We start from the raw sequence: 18,599 nt of genomic DNA on the forward strand, positions 1-18,599 counted from the left end.
TGCACGCGCGTGCCTGGCGAGGGAGCCGGACCGGGGTGGCTATCGTCGAAGGACCATGCGGACCTCCTCGACCACACCGGACCCCACCCTCGGCCGCCGGCTCGCGGGCCTCACCGGCCTCGCCGGTCTCGTGCTGGTCGGCGGGCTGTCGGCCTGCTCGTCCGGAGGCGACGACAGCGCGACCGACCCGTACGCGACGAGCACGCCGAGCGACACGCCGTCGGACACCTCCAGCGAGACCCCCTCGGAGACGCCCACCCAGGAGCCGTCCGACGGCGCCACCGCGACGCTGCGCGCCGTCGGGTCCGCCGGCATCACCGAGGTGGTGCTCGTCGACGCCACCGAGGGCGGCGGCTCGCCGTCGACGCTCGCCTTCGCGCTCGACACCGACCAGGCCGTCGACGACTTCGTGCTCGGCCTGCAGGCCGGGCTGCCCGAGAAGGTCGAGTCCGCCGTGGCCGACCTCGCCGGGCAGTCGCCCGACGCGACGCCCTACGGCGCGGTCGTGTCCACCGGGTGCGAGCCTCCGCGCAGCGTGGCCATCGACGCTGGCGAGGCCGGCTTCGAGGTCGTGCCCGCACTGCCGAAGAGCACGGTCCAGTGCCTGGCCCCGGTGACGTACGTCGTGGTCTTCGCCGCGCCGAACGCCTGAGGCCCGCCCGTCAGGGAGCGGCGGTCGGCGTCGGGGTCGGGGTCGGGGTGGGGGTCGGCAGGATCGGGACCACCGGCGGCAGCTCGGCGTGGTAGACCACGCCGAACGCGTTGGGCACGAGGCGCTCGCTGCCGTCGGAGGGCTCGTTGACGACTCCGAAGGCACCGGTGCCGGCGCGCGAGTACATCGTCGAGGAGCCGCCGCCGTCGAGGTTGATGGCGTTCTCCGCGCCGAGCGCGGTCATGAGGTCGGCGAGCTCGACCATCGTGTAGCCGCGGCTCACCGAGGAGCGGCCGTCGACCACGAGGATGAGCAGCTTGCGCCCGTCGGCGTCGATGCCGACCGCCGTACGCGGGTGGGCGATGGTGTTGTTGACGACCGTGCGCACGCCGTTGACCAGCACGGGGCGGTCGCCGCTGATCGCGACGGTGGGCTTGCCGCCGTCGAACCGGGTGGCGAGCGTGATCTTCTTGCCCTTCTTCAGGGTCTTGAGCTTGCCGGCGGACGGTCCGGTGCCGATGAGGACCTTGTCCTTCTTGCCGATCTTCTTGCCGCTGGAGAGCTTCGGGCGGTTGGACACGACGCGGTTCTTGCGCAGGACCACCTCGCGGGCGCGCTTCTTGCCTCCGGTGACCTGGTAGCCCGGGGTGCGGTTGAAGGCATGGGTGAAGACGCCGATCTCGCCGGCCGGGATGCTCGGGTGGTTGATGCCGCTGACCGACCACTTCCTGCGCTGGCGGATCGTGTTCTGCACGGTGATCGGGCTGACGTGCGGCCCGGCCGCGTCGAACCACAGCGTCGAGTTGACGTCGGGGATCCAGCCCTCGCGCGACCCGGTGAGGAGGCCCGCCTCGCGGTCGACCGAGGTGCCGAGCGGCGCGTTGGTCCGGCCGATGTCGAAGAAGTCGCCGTTGACGGCGGTCAGTGCCTGGCTCCAGGCGCCGAGCTGGCTGACGGTCTTGCGGCTGGTGACGAACGTCGGCGACAGCTCCTCGAAGGAGATGTTGGCCGCGTCGAGGCTGACGGTCACCAGGTTCATCCGGACCTGTCCGATCGGCTGGCGGCCGTCGACCTGGTCCCACTCGCGCAGGGTGACGCCGGGCGCGATCTCGTAGCTCACGTCGTTCTTGACCTGCGCCGTGCGGCCGCGGAAGTTCACCGGCGGGCCGACGACGGTGCCGGGCTTGCCGTCGGACGTCTGGTTGCGCCCGCGGTAGCCGCTGTCGGTCCCGGAGGTCAGGGCCCGGTCCCGGGCGTCGCCGTCGTCGGCGGCCGACGGGCCGACGCCGACGTTGAGCGCGAGACCGGCGACGAGCACGCCCGCGGTGGCGGCCGCCAGCTTGCGGGAGCGGAGAGCCGACACGGGGCGGAGGGCGGTCAGGGAGCGACGCGTGGAGGAAGGCACGCGCTCCAGAGTAAAGGAGATAGTGGGACGGGTGGGAAAATTGGGATCTGCGGCCCGTCGTACGGCCCTGCCGTCCCGCGTGGACGGCCTACGCTGTCGGGCGTGCCGGTCGAGCCCCCTGCCCAGCCCGCTCACGACGGACCGGTGTGGAACACGCTCCACGTCGGCGACAACCTCGACGTGCTGCCCCGGCTCGCGCCCGGGTCGGTCGACGTCGTCTACACCGACCCGCCCTACAACACCGGCAACGACTTCGCCTACGCCGACCGCTTCCGCGACGGCTCGCACCCCGACCCGTACGCCGGGCGTCACGCCGCGTGGACCGCGATGATGCGCCCGCGCCTCGAGGCCGTCCGCGAGGCGCTGGCCCCGCACGGGGCGGTGTTCGTCAGCATCGACGACAACGAGGTCGCGCACCTGCGGCTGCTGATGGACGAGGTGTTCGGCGAGGCCAACTTCCTCGCCCAGGTGGTGGTCAACCTCAACCCCAAGGGCCGCCAGCTCGGACGCGGGTTCGCGACGAGCCACGAGTACGTCCTGGCGTACGCCCGCCACCTGCCGGGGTGCGTGGTCGACGGCAGCACCACCGAGTCGGTGGACGAGGCCGACTTCCCGCTGACCAGTCCGGACGGCCGGCGCTTCCGCTACCTCCCGCTGCGCAACACCAACAAGAAGTTCAACCCGCTCTCCGCGCCGACCCTCCACTACCCGCTCCACGGGGACCCGGTCAGCGGCCGTGTCGCGACGGCGGCGTTCGAGGGGAGCCTGGAGCTCACGCCGGTCTTCGGCGACGGGCGCCCGGCGGTGTGGCGGTGGTCGAGGCCGCGCGTGGACGAGCGGCCCGACGACCTGGAGTGCCGGGTGATCCGCGGGCGCGCGGGCGAGCGCGCCGACATCTTCCAACGCGACTGGCTGCACCGCGAGGGCGGGCGGCGCAAGAAGCTGCGGACCATCTGGCTGGCCGAGGAGATCGGTTCGACGGACACCGCGGTCGCCGAGCTCAAGGCGCTGGTGGGCCACGTCTTCGAGTCGCCGAAGCCGACCGGGCTGGTGCGGCGCATCCTCTCGACGCTGCCCGACGACGTCGTCGTGCTCGACCCCTTCGCCGGAAGCGGGACCACCGGCCATGCCGTCGCCGCGGCCAACGCCGCCGACGGCGGGACCCGTCGCTGCGTCAGCATCAACTCCGCCGAACCCACCCGTGAGCGCTCCAACGCCCGGCTCGCCGGCCTGGCCACGGTCGCCGACATCACCCGCGCACGGCTGGCCGCCGTGGCCGCGCAGGTCGGCGGCGGCCTCGAGGTGGTCGGTCTGGAGTCACCGGATATCCGGTGAGTTCCTTGGTTACAGGTAGAGATCTCTACCCGTAAGCAGGTCGGTCACCGGATATCCGGTGACTCCAGAGCGGCGGCGGTGCCGCGCCCGGGTCAGATGCCGGCGGCCTTCTCGAGGGCCTTCAGCTCGTCGTCGAGGTACTGCAGCAGCACCTGCAGGTGGGGCACCGTACGCCGGCAGCCGGTGAGGCCGAAGCACATCTTGCCGTCGTAGGAGGTGCAGGTGATGTTGAGCGCCATGCCATTGATGGGGATCGACAGGGGATAGGTGCCGGTGAGCTTCGCGCCGTTCCAGTAGTGCGTCGTGCGCGGGCCGGGGACGTTGCTGACGATCAGGTTGTAGGGCGGGCGGACGATGCCCTGCATCCGGAAGATCGGACCCAGGATGGCCGGCGCCTGGCCGAGGGCGCTCATCGCGAGGATCTGCGCCGGGGTCATCGACGACAGGCTCTGCTTGCCGTCCTGCATCGAGCGGTGGATGGCCGCGAGTCGGTCGGCCGGGTCGGGGAGGTGGGTGCCGAGCTGCACCATCACCGCGCCGACCGCGTTGCCCCCGTCGGAGGACGCGAGCTGCGACTGCTTGGCGTTGAGGCCCACCGGCACCATCGAGATGAGCGTCGTCTCGGGCAGCGCGTCGAGGTCGAGCAGGTAGGTCCGCATCGCGCCGCTGACCATCGCCAGCACCACGTCGTTGATCGTCGTGCCAGTGGCCTTGCCGACCCCGCGCAGGCGCTCGACGGGCCAGTCCTGGGCGGCGAAGCGGCGCGAGCCGGTGATGCTCTGGTTGAGCATCGTGCGCGGTGCGTAGAGCGACAGCGCGGACGTCTCGTTGCGCACGCTCTTGTTGAGCGTACGGATCAGCGCGCCGGGCATCCCGGCGGCCTCGGACGCGATCGCGAGGGCCGTACGGACGGTGGCCGCGGAGACGTCGGCCAGCGAGGCGCCGTCGTCGGACGGCTGCTCCTCGCGGGGCCCGCGCGGACGCAGCGCCCACGGGGCGGGCATGTCGCGCTCGTCGGGGTCGGTCGACAGCACGCTCGCGAGCAGCCGCATCGCCGAGACGCCGTCGACGAGGGCGTGGTGGGTCTTGGTGTACATCGCGACCCGGCCGTCGCGCAGGCCCTCGATGACGGTGGCCTCCCACAGCGGGCGCTCCCAGGCGAGGCGGGTGCTGTGCAGCCGCGAGCACAGCTCGAGGAGCTCGCGGATCCGGCCCGGCTTGGGCAGCGCGCTGTGGCGCACGTGGTGCTCGATGTCGAACTGCTCGTCGGGCTGCCACACCAGCTGCCCGGCCGTACGCGCGGAGCGGTGCGGGTGCTTGAGGAACAGCGGCGCGACCTGCTCGACGTCGCGCATCTGCTCGTACATCTCGCGGACGTAGCCGCGACCTGCGCCCTCGGGCTTCTCGAAGAGCTGGAGCCCGCCGACGTGCATCGGCATGTTGCGGTTCTCGGCGAGGAGGAAGCCGGTCGCCGTCGGGTCGATCGGGTTGACCACTGACTTCTCCTCCGTTGCGACCCGCCCCCGGGTGCGAGTGCGTCCGGGCATCCTCTCGTCCCGGTGACGACTGCCACAAGGGCGCCGCGCGGTCTCAGGCCTCCAGGGAGTGCGCCAGCTCCGCCACGACGGCGTCGACGACCGCGACGAGGTCGCCTCCCGACTCCTTGGCGACCGCACGCTGCCGCTGGTAGGACGCGCCGCGGGTGGGGATGTCGGCGACGGTGCGCAGCTCGGCCTCGCAGTCCAGGCGCTTCGCGACCGGGGTGAGCTGCTCGAGCAGGTCGTGGAGGTCCTCGGTGACCAGGCGCTCGCGGTTGTGGTCGTCGACGATGACGATCGCGTCGAGGCCGTAGCGCGCGGCCCGCCACTTGTTCTCCTGCACCTGCCACGGAGGCATCGTGGGGAGCGTCTCGCCGGCGGCGAGCCGGGTGTCGAGGTCGACGACCAGGCAGTGCACGAGCGCCGTCAACGCGGCGAGCTCGCCGATGTCCGACATCCCGTCGCACACCCGGTGCTCGAGGGTGCCCAAGTGCGGCGCGGGGCGTACGTCCCAGCGCACGTCGGCCATCGAGTCGATGATCCCCGTGGTCGTCTGGTCCTCGATGCACTTCTCGAACTCGGCCCACGTGTCGAACGCGAACGGCAGCCCGGCGGTCGGCAGCTGCTGGAACATGAGCGCGCGGTTGGAGGCGTACCCGGTGTCCTGCCCGGCCCAGATCGGGGAGCTCGCCGACAGCGCGAGCAGGTGGGGGTAGGTCGTGAGGATCGACGACAGGACCGGCATCACCCGGTCGCGCTCCGGCATCCCGACGTGGACGTGGACGCCCCAGATCAGCATCTGGCGGCCCCACCACTGGGTGCGGTTGATCAGCTCGGCGTAGCGGTGGCCCTCGGTGAGCTGCTGGTGGGACCAGTCGGCGAAGGGGTGCGAGCCGGCGCCGAGGAGGTCGACCCCCAGCTCGGCGGCCGCGGGCACGACGACCGCGAGCGTGTCGCGCAGGTCGGTGACGGCCTCGCCGACGGTGTCGCAGATCCCGGTGACGACCTCGACCGTGTTGCGCAGCAGCTCCTTGTGCAGCCGCTGGGGCTCGGCGAGGCGACCGCCCGCCAGCTCGTGCACCTCGGAGGCGACGCTGACGAGGTCGCGAGTGGTCCGGTCGACGAGCGCGAACTCCCACTCCACGCCGAGCGTGGGCGCCGGCGACGCGTGGAAGTCGATGCGCATGCGTCGAGTCTAGGGACGTGCCCCCGACGAGGGCTCACCCCTGTGACAGCGCCGCTGTCGGCGGTGCCACCATGGCCCGGTGGACGAGCACGACGACCCCGAGCACCTGGCAGCGCGGGCCCGCGAGGTCCACCTCACGATGGACCTGTGCCTGCGGATCGGCGAGATGCTGCTGTCGTCGGGAGCCGGCGCTGCCGACGTGACGGCGACCATGCGATCCGTGGCCGACCACCTCGGCCTGCGGCAGGCCGAGATCGACGTGACCTTCACCGCGCTGTCGATGAGCCACCAGCGCACCGCCGACGACGTGCCGACGCTGATGATGCGCCACGTCCGGCAGCGCGACATCGACTACGAGGACCTGACCGCGGTCGACCACCTCGTCCGCGACGTGCTGACCGACCGGGCCGACCTCTACCTGGCTCGCACGCGGATGGCCACGATCGTCTCCCTCGGCCACGCCCTGCCACGTTGGGGCGTCACCGTGGCGTGGATGGTGATGGCCGCCGCCGTCGGCGTCTTCCTCGGCGGTGGGCCCGTCGTCTCGGTCGTGGCCGCCGTCGCCGCCGCCCTGATCGACCGCGTGCAGATCGTGCTGGCCCGCCGCCGGCTTCCGTTCTTCTACCTCCAGGTCGCCGGTGGTGCGATCGCGACGCTGCTGGCGGCGGGCGTCGCGGCGACCCCGATCGACGTGGACCCCTCGCTGGTTGTCACCGCCAACATCATCATGCTGCTCGCCGGCATCGGCCTGATGGGCGCGGTGCAGGACGCGCTCACCGGCTTCTACCTGACCTCGAGCGCCCGGCTCATCGAGGCGATGATGGCCACCGCCGGCATCATCGCCGGCGTCGCGCTGGGCATCTCGGTCGCCGACGGCGTGGGCCTCGAGCTCGGACAGCTCGTGCCCGGTGCGTACGGCATCTCCGACCTGCCGGCGGTGCTGGGCGGCGCGGCGGTGGCGGCGGCCGCCTTCAGCGTCGCGTCCTACGCCCCTCGCCGCGCGGTGCTGCCGGTCGCCCTCATCACGGCCGTCGCGGCGGGGATCTCGCAGGCCGTCACGGTCGCCGGCTTCGGTCGGGCCGCCGCGGCGGGCGCGGCGGCGTTCTTCATCGGCCTCGTCGCCTATGCTGTCGCCGGGCGCGTCCGCGTCCCGCCGCTGGTCGTGGCGGTGCCGGCGATCGTGCCGTTCCTGCCCGGCCTGTCGATCTATCGCGGCCTGACATTCCTGGCCGACGGCGGCTTCTTCGTCTCGCAGGGCATCCTCGCGCTGATGACGGCGATCTCGGTCGCGATCGCGCTCGCCTCCGGGGTGATCCTGGGGGAGTACGTCGCCCAGCCGCTCAAGCGCGAGGCGCGCAAGCTCGAGAGCCGGCTCGCCGGCCCGCGCCTGGTCGGGCCGTTCCGGGCAATGACGCGCGCCGAGCAGCGGGCGCTCAGGAAGCAGTCAGCCGACTGAGGGCCTCGAGCCACCGCTTGTGCGTGCCGTCGTACGGCGGCAGGCCGGCGCGCACGGCCGCGACGAGCTCGTCGCAAGAGGCCTGCGCGCTGGCGATCACCTCGGCCGGGTAGCCGAAGGTGACCTGGTGCTCGGCGAACTCGTCCTCGTCGTCGACGAAGACCTCGCCGGGGCCGGCGGGTGGTTCGTCCCACGGAGCAGACTCCACCGGCGGGAGCGGGTCGGGCAGGCGGATCACGTCGAGGTCGAGGTCGACGGCCCGGAGCACGAGGCCGTCCCAGGCCGCGGGCGTCGTCACGTCGACGTAGAGGTCGCACCAGATGCCGGGCGCCTGGAAGGTGGGCAGGTGCCAGCGATCGGGCTGGACGAGCGTCACGGCGTCGACCGCGGAGTGGAACTGGTGCCCGGGCCGCTCGTTGTGGGTGCCCTGCGGGAAGCCGAGCCACTCGCCGTGCTCGTCCGACCCGAGGTGGATGCCCTCGAACCGCCAGTGCGGCCGGTCGCCCCACTTCGTCATCTCGCAGCGGATCTGGGTCCCGGGCTCCATGCGCCCAACCTAGGCGCTGGCGAGTGCGGATCAGCGCAGGGGCATGCGGGAGGTCACCCGCGCGACCACGTCCTGGTAGCGCGACCCGGCGAGCTTGGCGAAGTGGTGGATGACGTGGGCGTCGATGCCGACGAGCACGCGGGCCTTCCCGGCGAGGGCGCCGTCGAGGATGATCTCGGCGGCCCGGTCGGGCGACATCCGGGCGAGCTTCTTCTCGAAGAGGGCGTCGATGCTGGCGCCGTCGAGACCGGCCGCCTTGCGGCCGTGGCGGCTGATGCCCGTACGGATACCGCCGGGGTGCACGCAGGTGACGGTCACCGGGTGGCCGGCGACGAGCATCTCGCCGCGGATCGCCTCGGTGAGCCCGCGCACGGCGTACTTGGTGGCGTTGTAGGCCGACTGGCCGGGCACGGAGACCAGCCCGAACAGCGAGGAGATGTTGACCAGGGCGCCGTCGCCGCTGGCGATCAGGTGGGGCAGGAACTCCTTGGAGCCGTGGACCACGCCGTGGAAGTTGATGCCGACGATCCAGTCGAGGTCCTCGTAGGACAGCTCGGTGAAGTCGCCGGTGGCGGTCACGCCGGCGTTGTTGACGACGAGGTTGACCCGGCCGAACTCCTCCACGACGCCCGCGGCCCAGGCCGCGACGGCGGCCCGGTCGGAGACGTCGACCACGTCGTGGCGCACTTTCGGGATGTGGGTGGCGACGCCCGCCTGCTCGACGAGCCGTACGGTCTCGGCGAGCCCGTCGGCGTCCCAGTCGGACAGCGCGAGGAGCGCGCCGCCGCCGGCGCTGCGGAGGGCGAGGGCGCGGCCGATGCCGGACCCGGCGCCGGTGATGACGACGACCTTGTCGCGGAGGGTGGTCAGGCTCATGGGAGCAACTGTAACTCTCGTTTACTGCTGTGGGGAGGGCAGCGCGACCGTGATCGTGGTGTCGCCCGGGGAGCTGGCGAGTGCGACCGACCCGCCGTGGGCGGCCACGATGGCCTGGACGAGGGAGAGCCCGAGGCCGGCACCGCCCCGCGTCCGGGCCACGTCGCCGCGGGTGAACCGCTCGAACGCGTGGGGCGCCAGGTCGGGTACGAAGCCCGGCCCGTCGTCGTGGACCGTGAAGCCATGGGGGGTCGCGGTGACCGTGACGGTGGAGCCGGCCGGCGTGTGCGCACGGGCGTTGGTGAGCAGGTTGCTGACGACCTGGTGCAGCCGCGCCTCGTCGCCGGTGACGGTGATCGGCTCGTCCGGCAGGGACAGCCGCCACGAGCGCTCCGCGTCGACGACCCGCGCGTCGTCGACGGCCTCGAGGAGCAGCCGCGACAGGTCGACGGGTTCGCGCTCCAGTGGGCGGCCGGAGTCGAGGCGGGCGAGCAGCAGCAGGTCCTCGACCAGGGCTGTCATCCGGGCCGACTCGGTCTCGACCTTGTCGAGGGCGGTGCCGCTGGTCTCGGGGCGGTGACGGGCCAGCTCGGTGTAGCCCGCGATGGTGGCGAGCGGCGTCCGCAGCTCGTGCGAGGCGTCGGCGACGAACTGCCGCACCTGCTGCTCGCTGCGGTGGCGCTGGCCGAGGGAGTCCTCGACGTGGTCGAGCATCGCGTTGAGCGCCGAGCCGACCTGGCCGATCTCGGTGCGCTCGTCGGTGAGCCTGTCGGGCACCCGCTCGGACAGGTCGATCTCGCCCGAGGCCAGCGGGAGCTCGGCGACCCGGTGGGCGGTGCCCGCGACCTCGCGCAGCGGCGCCAGCTGACGGCGTACGACGACCGCGCCGACCGCCGCCGCGAGCGCGATCCCCAGCAGCGTGGCCAGCAGCTCGAGGCGGACGAGGTCGGTGATGGTCCGGTCGACCTCGTCCAGCGGCAGCCCGGTGACCAGTCGCCCGCCCTCGAGCTCGGCCACCGCGACGCGGTAGTCGCCGAGGCCCGGCACCGCGACGGTGCGGACGTCGCGGTCGGACTCCTCCAGCCCTGCCAGCGCGTCGAGCTGGGCGCTGGTGAGGGCGGTGGAGGCCTCCCAGCCGCGGCCCTCCCGCTCGGAGACGACCATGCCCTGCGGGGTCTCGTCGTCGGGCAGCACCGCGGTCAGCAGGCCGAGCTCGCGGATCGGGCCGAAGTCGTCCTCGCCCCGGAATCCCTCGGGCGTCGGGGGCCGGGGGCTGCCCGGCACGTCCAGGGCCCGCGACAGCGTGGCGCGGACGTCCTGGTCGAGCTGGCGGTCGAGGTTCTCCCGCATGGCCAGCGTCGTGGCCGTGCCGATCACGGCGGCCGTGAGAGCGACGAGCAGCACCACCACCGCGACGAGGCGCGCAGTGAGGGTCAGGGGGCGGAGGCGGGGGAGTCTCATCAGGGGGCCGGCTTCAGGACGTAGCCCGCGCCGCGCATCGTGTGGATCATCGGCTCGCGGCCGGCGTCGACCTTCTTGCGCAGGTAGGAGATGTAGAGCTCGACGACGTTGGCCTGCCCGCCGAAGTCGTACTGCCAGACGCGGTCCAGGATCTGCGCCTTGCTCAGCACCCGCCGCGGGTTGCGCATGAGGAAGCGGAGCAGCTCGAACTCGGTCGCCGTCAGCGTGATCTCGTCGCCGCCGCGGTGCACCTCGTGGCTGTCCTCGTCGAGGGTGAGGTCGCCGACCACCAGGACGTTGCCGGCGTCGGCCTGCGCCGCGGTGCCGCCGCGGCGGATCAGCCCGCGCAGCCGGGCCACGACCTCCTCGAGCGAGAACGGCTTGGTGACGTAGTCGTCGCCACCCGCGGTGAGGCCGGCGATCCGGTCCTCGACCGCGTCCTTGGCGGTGAGGAAGAGGACGGGCACGTCGCTGCCGTCGGCGCGCATCCGTCTCAGCACCTCGAGGCCGTCGAAGTCCGGCAGCATGATGTCGAGCACGACCGCGTCGGGGCGGAAGTCGCGCGCGGTCGCGACGGCGTCGGTGCCGCTGTGCGCCATCCGGAGGTCCCAGCCCTCGTAGCGCAGCGCCATCGCGAGGAGCTCGGCGATGTTGACCTCGTCGTCGACGACGAGGACGCGTACGGGGGAGCCGTCGGCGCGGGTCAGCTGCTGCACGGGCAGCATCCTGCCGCGGATTCCTGTGTGCTCGCTGTGCGACGCCTGTCCCTCTTCTCGGTGGTCGAGTGCCCGCGAGCGCCAGCGAGCGGGTGTATCGAGACCTACTCGCCCACCGAGGCGTTCAGGCGGGCCGCCTGCTTGGTGAGGTGGGTGCGCTCGGCGAGGTTCGTCGCCAGCGCGGCCGCCTCGGCGTACAACCGTGCGGCGTTGTCGAGGTCCCCGGCCTTCTCGTGGAGGTACGCCGCGGCCGCGCGGTGCCGTGGCAGGCCGGGGTCGACGTCGGCGAGCGCCGCGAGGCCGGCCCGGGCGCCGTCGGCCTCGCCCACGGCGACGGCGCGGTTGAGGCGTACGACGGGGCTGCCGGTCAGCGCCAGCAGCTCGTCGTACCACTGGACGACCTGCACCCAGTCGGTCTCCCCGGTGCTCGGTGCGTCGGCGTGCAGCGCGGCGATGGCCGCCTGGAGCTGGTACTCGCCACGCTGCTGCCGGGCGAGCGCGGCCTGCAGGACGTCCACCCCCTCCTGCACGAGCGCGGTGTCCCAGAGGCTGCGGTCCTGCTCGGCCAGCGGCACCAGGGTGCCGTCGTCGCGCAGGCGGGCCGGCCGGCGGGCGTGGTGGAGCAGCATCAGCGCCAGCAGGCCCTCGGTCTCGGGGTCCTGGCCGTCGGGGCTGGCCAGGGTCGCGAGCTGGCGGGTCAGCCGGATCGCCTCGGCGGCGAGGTCGACGTCGCCGGAGTAGCCCTCGTTGAAGACGAGGTAGAGCACCCGCCGCACCGTCGCGAGGTCGCCGGGGTTGTCGAAGGACGCCGTGGACACGGTCTTCTTGGCACGGCTGATGCGTTGCGCCATCGTGGCCTCGGGCACGAGGTAGGCCTCGGCCACCTGCCTGGTCGTCAGGCCGGCCACCGCGCGCAGGGTCAGCGCCACCGCCGAGGCGGGCGTGAGCGCGGGGTGCGCGCACAGGAAGAAGACGTGCAGCGTGTCGTCGGCGTCCTGCGCCGGGCCGGGGGCGGGCTCGAGGTCCGTCGCGAGCTCGCGGCGCTGCCGCGCGGTCTCGGAGCGTACGACGTCGAGGAACCGCCGCCACGCGACCGTGACGAGCCAGCCCTTGGGGTCGCGCGGCGGGTCGTCCGGCCAGGAGCGCACCGCCTCGACCAGCGCCTCCTGGACGGCGTCCTCGGCCGCCGCGAAGTCGGCTCCGCGGCGGACGAGGACTCCGATCACCGACGGCACGAGCGAGCGGAGCGTCGCCTCGTCGAAGGGGTCGGTCACGGTCGAGGTCAGTCCCCGGTGGCCGACGGCGCGCCGTAGAACGGGCGCACCTCGAGCCACTCGTGGATCGGCTTGCCGTCCTTGCCCGGGGCGAGGGACAGCTCGCCGGCGAGCTCGACGGCACGGTCCCAGCCGTCGACGTCGACGACGTACCAGCCGGCGATGAGGTCCTTGGTCTCGGCGAACGGCCCGTCGGTCACCGGCCCGGTGCCGTGGTCGTTCGCGCGGACGAAGGCGCCCTCCTGCGACAGCGCCTGGGCGTCGACGAGCTCGCCGTTCTCCTCGAGGCGCTTGCCGAACTCGTCCATGAACTGCATGTGCGCGTCGACCTCCTCGGGCGTCCACCGGTCCATCGGGACGTCGTTCACGGTGGCGGGGGTGCCGCGGTAGTGCTTGAGGATCAGGTACTTCGGCATGTCGGTCTCCTTGTCGAGTGCGGCCCATTGTGGCCGCGTCCACCCCTGGGACGGAGTCGTCAGGGGGTTCTCGACATCGGGAGGCACGGAAGTCTGGGCGATCTCAGGGCTGGTCCACAGGTGCCGCACAGGTGGGCGGAGCACGCTCGGTGCATGAGCGACGACAAGCCCCGCGACACCCCGGCCCCGCAGGCCGGTGACGAGACCCAGCCCGTACGCGCCGAGGGCGCCGCACCACCGGCCTCCGCACCGGCGGCCGCGGAGCCGATTCCTGCAGTGTCCGCCGAGCCGGTGGGGCAGCGGCGCGGCTTCCGCGAGCGCCTGCGCTCGGTGGGCCGGTCCGGCGAGAGCCGCACGTTCGGCCTGGCCGCCCTGGTCGCCTCCGCGCTGGCCGGCATCATCGTCGGCGGGCTCGGCGCGGCTGCGGTGGGGGCGATCACCGACGACCACGACCGAGAGGCGGGCCGCGGCGGCTGGGTGCAGCGCGACGACGACCGCGGCCACGGCGACCGAGGCGGCGTGCGCGGCGGCCCCCGCGGCGTACCCGGGCAGCTCCCGCCGACCACCGCACCCGAGGACGAGGGCTCCGCCGGCTGACCGCGGATCCCCCGAGGCGACCTGACGCGAAACCCGGTTGCCGCCGTGGGCGAGAATGGCGCCCGTTGTGAAGATCACCTACCCGCCCGAGCTCCCGGTCTCCGCTCGCCGCGACGACATCGCCGCGGCCATCCGCGACCACCAGGTCGTCATCGTCGCGGGCGAGACCGGCTCGGGGAAGACGACCCAGCTGCCCAAGATCTGCCTCGAGCTGGGGCGCGGCGCCGGTGCCGCGGGTGGGGGCAAGCTGATCGGCCACACCCAGCCGCGCCGGATCGCGGCGCGCTCGGTGGCGGAGCGGATCGCCGAGGAGCTCGGCAGCGAGCTCGGCGACGTCGTGGGCTACCAGGTCCGCTTCACCGACCGCACGTCGCGGGCCAGTCGGGTCAAGCTGATGACCGACGGCATCCTGCTGGCCGAGCTGCAGCGCGACCGCGACCTGCGCAAGTACGACACGCTCATCATCGACGAGGCCCACGAGCGCAGCCTCAACATCGACTTCCTGCTCGGCTACCTCAAGCGCCTCCTGCCGCGCCGCCCCGACCTCAAGGTCATCATCACGAGCGCCACGATCGACGTGGAACGCTTCGCCGAGCACTTCCGCGCCCCGGTGGTCGAGGTCTCGGGGCGTACGTACCCGGTCGAGGTGCGCTACCGCCCACTCCTCGAGCTCCCGGAGGATGACGAGGAGGGCGAGCCGGTCCAGCGCGACCAGACCGAGGCGATCCTCGACGCCGTCCGCGAGCTGTCGGCCGAGGGCCCCGGCGACGTGCTCGTCTTCCTCCCCGGCGAGCGCGAGATCCGCGACACCGCCGACGCGTTCGAGGGTTTCGACGGGCTCAACCAGCGGGGGACCCGGCTCGAGATCGTGCCGCTCTACTCCCGGCTCAGCGCGGCCGACCAGCACAAGGTGTTCTCCAGCCACCCGTCGACGGTGCGGCGCGTCGTGCTCGCCACCAACGTCGCCGAGACCTCGCTGACGGTGCCCGGCATCCGCTACGTCGTCGACACCGGCGTCGCCCGGATCAGCCGCTACTCCGTACGCACCAAGGTGCAGCGGCTGCCGATCGAGCCGATCAGCCAGGCGTCGGCCAACCAGCGCTCCGGTCGCTGCGGGCGCGTCTCCGAGGGCATCGCGATCCGGCTCTACTCAGAAGAGGACTTCGAGGCGCGCCCGGAGTTCACCGACCCCGAGATCCTGCGCACCAACCTGGCGAGCGTCATCCTCCAGATGGCCTCGCTGCGACTCGGCGACATCGCCCGGTTCCCCTTCGTCGAGCCGCCGGACCGCCGCAACGTCAAGGCCGGCACGGACCTGCTCGAGGAGCTGGGAGCGGTGACCGCCGCGGGCGACCGCCCCGGCGTACGCCTCACCGCGGTCGGCAAGCGCCTGGCCCGCCTCCCGATCGACCCGCGGCTGGGCCGGATGATCCTCGAGGCCGAGCGGCTCGGCTGCCTGCGCGACGTGCTCGTCATCGCCGCGGCGCTGTCCATCCAGGACCCGCGCGAGCGACCCGAGGAGCAGCGCGCCCAGGCCGACCAGCTGCACGCGCGCTTCAAGCACGAGTCGAGCGACTTCCTCACCTGGCTCAACCTGTGGCGCCACCTCAAGGAGCAGCAGCGCGAGCTGTCCTCGAGCGCGTTCCGGCGGATGTGCAAGCGCGAGTTCCTCAACTACCTGCGCATCCGGGAGTGGCAGGACTACGAGTCCCAGCTGCGCCAGGTGGCCAAGGAGATGGGTCTCGATACACGCGGCTCGGGTCTCGATACACGCCGCTCGTCCCGCACGGCGCACTCGACCACCGAGAACGGCGCGGCCGGCGGAGCACCGTACGACGAGGACGGCATCCACCAGGCCCTGCTGTCCGGCCTGCTCAGCCACGTCGGCGCCCTCGAGGAGCGTGAGAAGTCCAGGCCGGGGGAGCGGCGCCCGATGCGCGAGTACGTCGGCGCCCGCAACGCCCGCTTCGCGGTCTTCCCCGGCAGCGTCCTCAAGGGCCGCAACCCGGACTTCCTGATGAGCGCCGAGCTCGTCGAGACCTCCCGGCTGTGGGCCCGGCAGAACGCCGCGATCAAGCCGGAGTGGGCCGAGCGCCTGGGCGCCCACCTGGTCAAGCGGACCTATTCCGAGCCCCACTGGTCGCGCAAGCGCGCCGCGGTCATGGCCCGCGAGCGGGTCACGCTGTACGGCGTGCCGCTGGTGGCCGACCGGCTCGTGTCCTACGGCAAGGTCGACCCCCCGCTCGCCCGCGAGCTCTTCATCCGCCACGCCCTCGTCCAGCGCGAGTGGGACTCCCGGCACCGGTTCCTCGCCGAGAACGCCCGTCTCCTCGAGGAGGCGGAGGAGCTCGAGCACCGCGCGCGTCGCCGCGACATCGTCGTCGACGAGGAGACCCTCTTCGAGTTCTACGACGCCCGCGTCGGCGACGACGTGGTGAGCGGCCAGCACTTCGACCAGTGGTGGAAGCGGGCCCGCCAGAAGCGCCCCGACCTGCTCACCTTCGACTCCGAGATGCTCACCCACGGCACCGCCGACGAGGTGCGCGCCCACGACTTCCCGACCCAGTGGCTCTCCGGGGGCGACGCCGGCGACACCGGGCTGACCTTCCCCATCAGCTACCACTTCGAGCCCGGCGCGGCCGACGACGGCCTCACCATCGACGTCCCGGTCGCGACCCTCAACCGCGTCGAGGCCGACGACTTCTCGTGGCTCGTGCCCGGACTGCGCGAGGAGCTGGTCACCGAGCTGATCCGCTCGCTGCCCAAGCACCTGCGCGTGGCGATGGTGCCCGCGCCCAACACCGCACGCGAGTTCCTCGACGCGACCCCGCCCGGCGCCGAGTCGCTGCTGGACGCCCTCGAGCGCTTCGCCCGCAGCACCCGGAGCCTGGTGATCGACCGCGACGCGTGGGACTGGTCCAAGGTGCCCGCACACCTGCGACCGACCTACCGCGTGGTGACCGAGGAAGGGGGAGAGGCCGGCAGGGGCAAGGACCTCGACGCGCTCAAGGAGCCCCTGCGACCGACCTTCGAGCAGGCGATGGCCGACGTCGCCGCCGACTCAGGCGTCACGGCGACCGGGCAGACGTCGTGGAGCTTCGGCTCGGTCGAGGAGTCCTTCGTCCAGCGCCGCGCCGGGCACGAGGTACGCGGCTTCCCCGCCCTCGTCGACGAGGGCGCCACAGTCGGGCTGCAGGTGCTGGCCACCGCCGACGAGGCGGCCGCCCACCACCGCCTCGGCGTACGCCGGCTGGTGCTGCTCGGGCTCGGACCCGCGCAGCCGGTGGACGACGTGCTCGCCGCTGCCGGGCTCGACCAGCGGGCCAAGCTCGCGCTCGTCGGGTCCCCGTACGCCTCGGTGGGGGACCTGCTCGACGACGTCCGGGCCGGCATCGTCGGCGAGGTCGTCGACGCGCGGCCGGCCGTGCGCGACGAGCCGGCGTACGACGCGGTGGTCGCCGCGGCCCGCGAGGCCGTCTCCGCCGGGACGAGCGCCGCCGTGCACGACGTGATGCGGGTGCTCGAGGCCTGGCGCACGACCGACAAGGCGATCTCCGGGCGGGCCGACCTGATGACCCTGCCGGCCCTGACCGACATGCGCGCGCAGGTCGGCCGGCTGATGGCTGCGGGGTTCGTCGGGGAGGCGGGGGTGACGCGGCTGCGCGACTACCCGCGCTACCTCCACGCGGTGACGTACCGCCGAGAGCGCCTCGACCAGCAGGTCGCCCGCGACCGCCAGCTGATGGACCAGCTCTCCGGCTTGCAGGAGGCGTGGTTGCACGCGGTCGCCGCGCTGCCCGACGGCCAGCCGGTGCCGCAGCACCTGCGCGAGGCCCGCTGGATGCTGGAGGAGTACCGCGTCTCGCTCTTCGCGCAGCCGCTCGGCACGCGGGAGAAGGTCAGCGACCAGCGCATCCGCAAGGTGATGGGCCGGTCCTAGGCTGGAGGCATGACCGGTCGCTCGCACCACCGCCCGATGACGCCCGGCGGCGGGTTCTTCGCCGAGATCGTCGGCGGCGCCGATCCCGCGCAGGTCCGCGAGGCAGGTGACCTGGCCGCGACGGTGCTCGTGCGCGGCGCCCGCACCTCCGAGGACCCGGAGGTCGCCGAGCGGATCGTCCACCTCGCGGAGACGGAGGGCCTCGAGACCCTCGCCGAGGTGTGGTCCGGCGCGCCCGCCGACACGCTTGCCGGTTGCCTGTGGCGGCTGTTCCTGCTGCGCTCGTGGGTGTACGCCGCCCCCGAGGAGGTCGCCGCGGAGTACGACGCGGGCCAGCGCCGCGTCGACGTCGCCCGCGTGGTCGCCGGGGTCGCCGACCCGCCCGGGCCCGACGAGCTGCGCCGGATGGTCGACGACGTGCTGCGCGGCATCGCCCGGGGCGACTTCGCCGTGACGCTCTTCCGAGCCGCCGCCTTCGCCCGGATCGTCGCCGCGGGACGCGCCGCGCTCGGCAGTGCCACGCACGAGGAGATCAGCCGCGTGCTCGTCCTCTCGGACCAGCTCGAGGCGGCCGGACACGGCGAAATCGCCAACACCCTGGCCTGAGTGTTTAAAATGGTCCTCGAGTGCGTCGGACCGTGGCAGCCCCGGGTCCCACAATTAGCCGCTACGAGCGGCCACGCGCCGTGAGGCGCTCCCGGTCCGGCGCACTCACCCATGTCCGGGGTCACCTCTAGGCTCGTGGGATGACGATCGCCAAGCGCATCCGCGCGTTCCTCTCCGGTGGCGCAGCAGGTGCGAGCGCCGGCACGCCCGCCCCGGAGTCGTCGTACGCCCCCGAGCGCGACGGCGAGCCCGACCCCGGCGAGGTCGTCTGGGCCTGGGTCCCCTACGAGGACGACCCGAGCCAGGGCAAGGACCGCCCAGTGCTGGTGCTCGACACCGCGGGCGACGGGTGGACCGGGCTGATGCTCAGCAGCCAGGACCACGACCGCGACGCCGAGGACGAGGCGCGGTTCGGTCGCCACTGGATGGACGTCGGCACCGGCGGCTGGGACTCGCAGGGGCGCCCGAGCGAGGTGCGGCTCGACCGGCTCATCCACCTCGAGCGTGACGGCGTACGACGCGAGGGGGCCGCACTCGACGAGACGATCTTCACTGCCGTCGTGGAGGCCCGCCGGGGGTTGTCCCGCTAGGGTT

General features: G+C 72.9%; 16 protein-coding genes. 7 read left to right on the top strand and 9 right to left on the bottom strand.

What is annotated here, in order from left to right:
• Positions 1–55: 55 nt before the first annotated feature.
• Entirely contained in the window at positions 56–652 is a 597-nt protein-coding gene (locus AC57BS_RS11870) for a hypothetical protein (protein ID WP_496411648.1), read from the top strand.
• 10 nt (positions 653–662) lie between these two features.
• On the opposite strand, the gene AC57BS_RS11875 is transcribed toward AC57BS_RS11870, so the two are convergent.
• Positions 663–2,057 (bottom strand): phosphodiester glycosidase family protein, encoded by a 1,395-nt coding sequence (locus AC57BS_RS11875; RefSeq protein ID WP_496411649.1) that lies wholly within the window; start codon positions 2,055–2,057, stop codon positions 663–665.
• A gap of 102 nt (positions 2,058–2,159) precedes the next feature.
• On the opposite strand from AC57BS_RS11875, the gene AC57BS_RS11880 reads away from it, so the two are divergent.
• Complete coding sequence (locus tag AC57BS_RS11880; protein WP_496411650.1) at positions 2,160–3,392, top strand: site-specific DNA-methyltransferase; 1,233 nt, start codon at positions 2,160–2,162, stop codon at positions 3,390–3,392.
• A 92-nt stretch (positions 3,393–3,484) separates the two neighbouring features.
• Here AC57BS_RS11880 and AC57BS_RS11885 read toward each other — a convergent pair whose 3' ends face one another.
• The gene (locus AC57BS_RS11885) at positions 3,485–4,888 is read right to left on the bottom strand and encodes a WS/DGAT/MGAT family O-acyltransferase (RefSeq protein WP_496411651.1); all 1,404 of its coding nucleotides are present in this window, start codon (positions 4,886–4,888) and stop codon (positions 3,485–3,487) included.
• A 94-nt stretch (positions 4,889–4,982) separates the two neighbouring features.
• Positions 4,983–6,116, bottom strand: coding sequence for a glutamate--cysteine ligase (locus AC57BS_RS11890; RefSeq protein WP_496411652.1), 1,134 nt, complete (start codon positions 6,114–6,116; stop codon positions 4,983–4,985).
• A 79-nt stretch (positions 6,117–6,195) separates the two neighbouring features.
• Between AC57BS_RS11890 and AC57BS_RS11895 the strand changes: the two genes are divergently transcribed.
• Positions 6,196–7,572, top strand: a complete 1,377-nt coding sequence (locus AC57BS_RS11895; RefSeq protein ID WP_496411653.1) for a threonine/serine exporter family protein — start codon at positions 6,196–6,198, stop codon at positions 7,570–7,572.
• Here AC57BS_RS11895 and AC57BS_RS11900 read toward each other — a convergent pair.
• The 6 genes from AC57BS_RS11900 to AC57BS_RS11925 all read right to left on the bottom strand — a co-directional run bounded on the left by AC57BS_RS11900 (position 7,550) and on the right by AC57BS_RS11925 (position 12,862).
• Positions 7,550–8,119, bottom strand: coding sequence for a DUF402 domain-containing protein (locus tag AC57BS_RS11900; protein WP_496411654.1), 570 nt, complete (start codon positions 8,117–8,119; stop codon positions 7,550–7,552). The two genes, AC57BS_RS11895 and AC57BS_RS11900, sit on opposite strands and share 23 nt — an antisense overlap.
• Before the next feature lie 30 nt (positions 8,120–8,149).
• Positions 8,150–8,995, bottom strand: a complete 846-nt coding sequence (locus AC57BS_RS11905; protein ID WP_496411655.1) for an SDR family NAD(P)-dependent oxidoreductase — start codon at positions 8,993–8,995, stop codon at positions 8,150–8,152.
• Positions 8,996–9,016: 21 nt separating this feature from the next.
• Positions 9,017–10,456, bottom strand: coding sequence for a sensor histidine kinase (locus tag AC57BS_RS11910; RefSeq protein ID WP_496411656.1), 1,440 nt, complete (start codon positions 10,454–10,456; stop codon positions 9,017–9,019).
• Positions 10,456–11,181 (bottom strand): response regulator transcription factor, encoded by a 726-nt coding sequence (locus tag AC57BS_RS11915; protein ID WP_496411657.1) that lies wholly within the window; start codon positions 11,179–11,181, stop codon positions 10,456–10,458. The genes AC57BS_RS11910 and AC57BS_RS11915 overlap by 1 nt, the downstream gene beginning before the upstream one ends.
• Positions 11,182–11,276: 95 nt before the next feature.
• On the bottom strand, positions 11,277–12,446 hold the full coding sequence (locus tag AC57BS_RS11920; RefSeq protein WP_496411658.1) for an RNA polymerase sigma factor: 1,170 nt from the start codon (positions 12,444–12,446) through the stop codon (positions 11,277–11,279).
• Between the two features lie 8 nt (positions 12,447–12,454).
• Positions 12,455–12,862 carry a YciI family protein gene (locus AC57BS_RS11925; protein ID WP_496411659.1) on the bottom strand — a complete coding sequence of 136 codons (408 nt, stop codon included), beginning with the start codon at positions 12,860–12,862 and terminating at the stop codon, positions 12,455–12,457.
• A 153-nt stretch (positions 12,863–13,015) separates the two neighbouring features.
• Between AC57BS_RS11925 and AC57BS_RS11930 the strand changes: the two genes are divergently transcribed.
• The 4 genes from AC57BS_RS11930 to AC57BS_RS11945 all read left to right on the top strand — a co-directional run bounded on the left by AC57BS_RS11930 (position 13,016) and on the right by AC57BS_RS11945 (position 18,595).
• Positions 13,016–13,459, top strand: coding sequence for a hypothetical protein (locus tag AC57BS_RS11930; protein WP_496411660.1), 444 nt, complete (start codon positions 13,016–13,018; stop codon positions 13,457–13,459).
• 55 nt (positions 13,460–13,514) lie between these two features.
• Complete coding sequence (hrpA, locus tag AC57BS_RS11935) at positions 13,515–17,399, top strand: ATP-dependent RNA helicase HrpA (protein WP_496411661.1); 3,885 nt, start codon at positions 13,515–13,517, stop codon at positions 17,397–17,399.
• A 9-nt stretch (positions 17,400–17,408) separates the two neighbouring features.
• Positions 17,409–18,005: a hypothetical protein gene (locus tag AC57BS_RS11940; RefSeq protein WP_496411662.1), complete on the top strand. Its 597-nt coding sequence runs from the start codon at positions 17,409–17,411 to the stop codon at positions 18,003–18,005.
• A 140-nt stretch (positions 18,006–18,145) separates the two neighbouring features.
• A complete protein-coding gene (locus AC57BS_RS11945; RefSeq protein WP_496411663.1) occupies positions 18,146–18,595 on the top strand; it encodes a type II toxin-antitoxin system PemK/MazF family toxin in 450 nt (149 codons plus the stop codon).
• The last annotated feature ends 4 nt before the right edge of the window (positions 18,596–18,599 follow it).

Source organism: Nocardioides sp. BGA-UO-ETr-FS32 (assembly GCF_059567905.1).

Excerpts from the sequence above, each read along its gene's own strand:
- AC57BS_RS11870 (WP_496411648.1), top strand. The coding sequence starts at position 56 with ATGCGGACCTCCTCGACCACACCGGACCCCACCCTCGGCCGCCGGCTC.
- AC57BS_RS11890 (WP_496411652.1), bottom strand. The coding sequence starts at position 6,116 with ATGCGCATCGACTTCCACGCGTCGCCGGCGCCCACGCTCGGCGTGGAG.
- AC57BS_RS11900 (WP_496411654.1), bottom strand. The coding sequence starts at position 8,119 with ATGGAGCCCGGGACCCAGATCCGCTGCGAGATGACGAAGTGGGGCGAC.
- AC57BS_RS11905 (WP_496411655.1), bottom strand. The coding sequence starts at position 8,995 with ATGAGCCTGACCACCCTCCGCGACAAGGTCGTCGTCATCACCGGCGCC.
- AC57BS_RS11910 (WP_496411656.1), bottom strand. The coding sequence starts at position 10,456 with ATGAGACTCCCCCGCCTCCGCCCCCTGACCCTCACTGCGCGCCTCGTC.
- AC57BS_RS11915 (WP_496411657.1), bottom strand. The coding sequence starts at position 11,181 with ATGCTGCCCGTGCAGCAGCTGACCCGCGCCGACGGCTCCCCCGTACGC.
- AC57BS_RS11925 (WP_496411659.1), bottom strand. The coding sequence starts at position 12,862 with ATGCCGAAGTACCTGATCCTCAAGCACTACCGCGGCACCCCCGCCACC.
- AC57BS_RS11930 (WP_496411660.1), top strand. The coding sequence starts at position 13,016 with ATGAGCGACGACAAGCCCCGCGACACCCCGGCCCCGCAGGCCGGTGAC.
- hrpA (WP_496411661.1), top strand. The coding sequence starts at position 13,515 with ATGGCGCCCGTTGTGAAGATCACCTACCCGCCCGAGCTCCCGGTCTCC.
- AC57BS_RS11940 (WP_496411662.1), top strand. The coding sequence starts at position 17,409 with ATGACCGGTCGCTCGCACCACCGCCCGATGACGCCCGGCGGCGGGTTC.
- AC57BS_RS11945 (WP_496411663.1), top strand. The coding sequence starts at position 18,146 with ATGACGATCGCCAAGCGCATCCGCGCGTTCCTCTCCGGTGGCGCAGCA.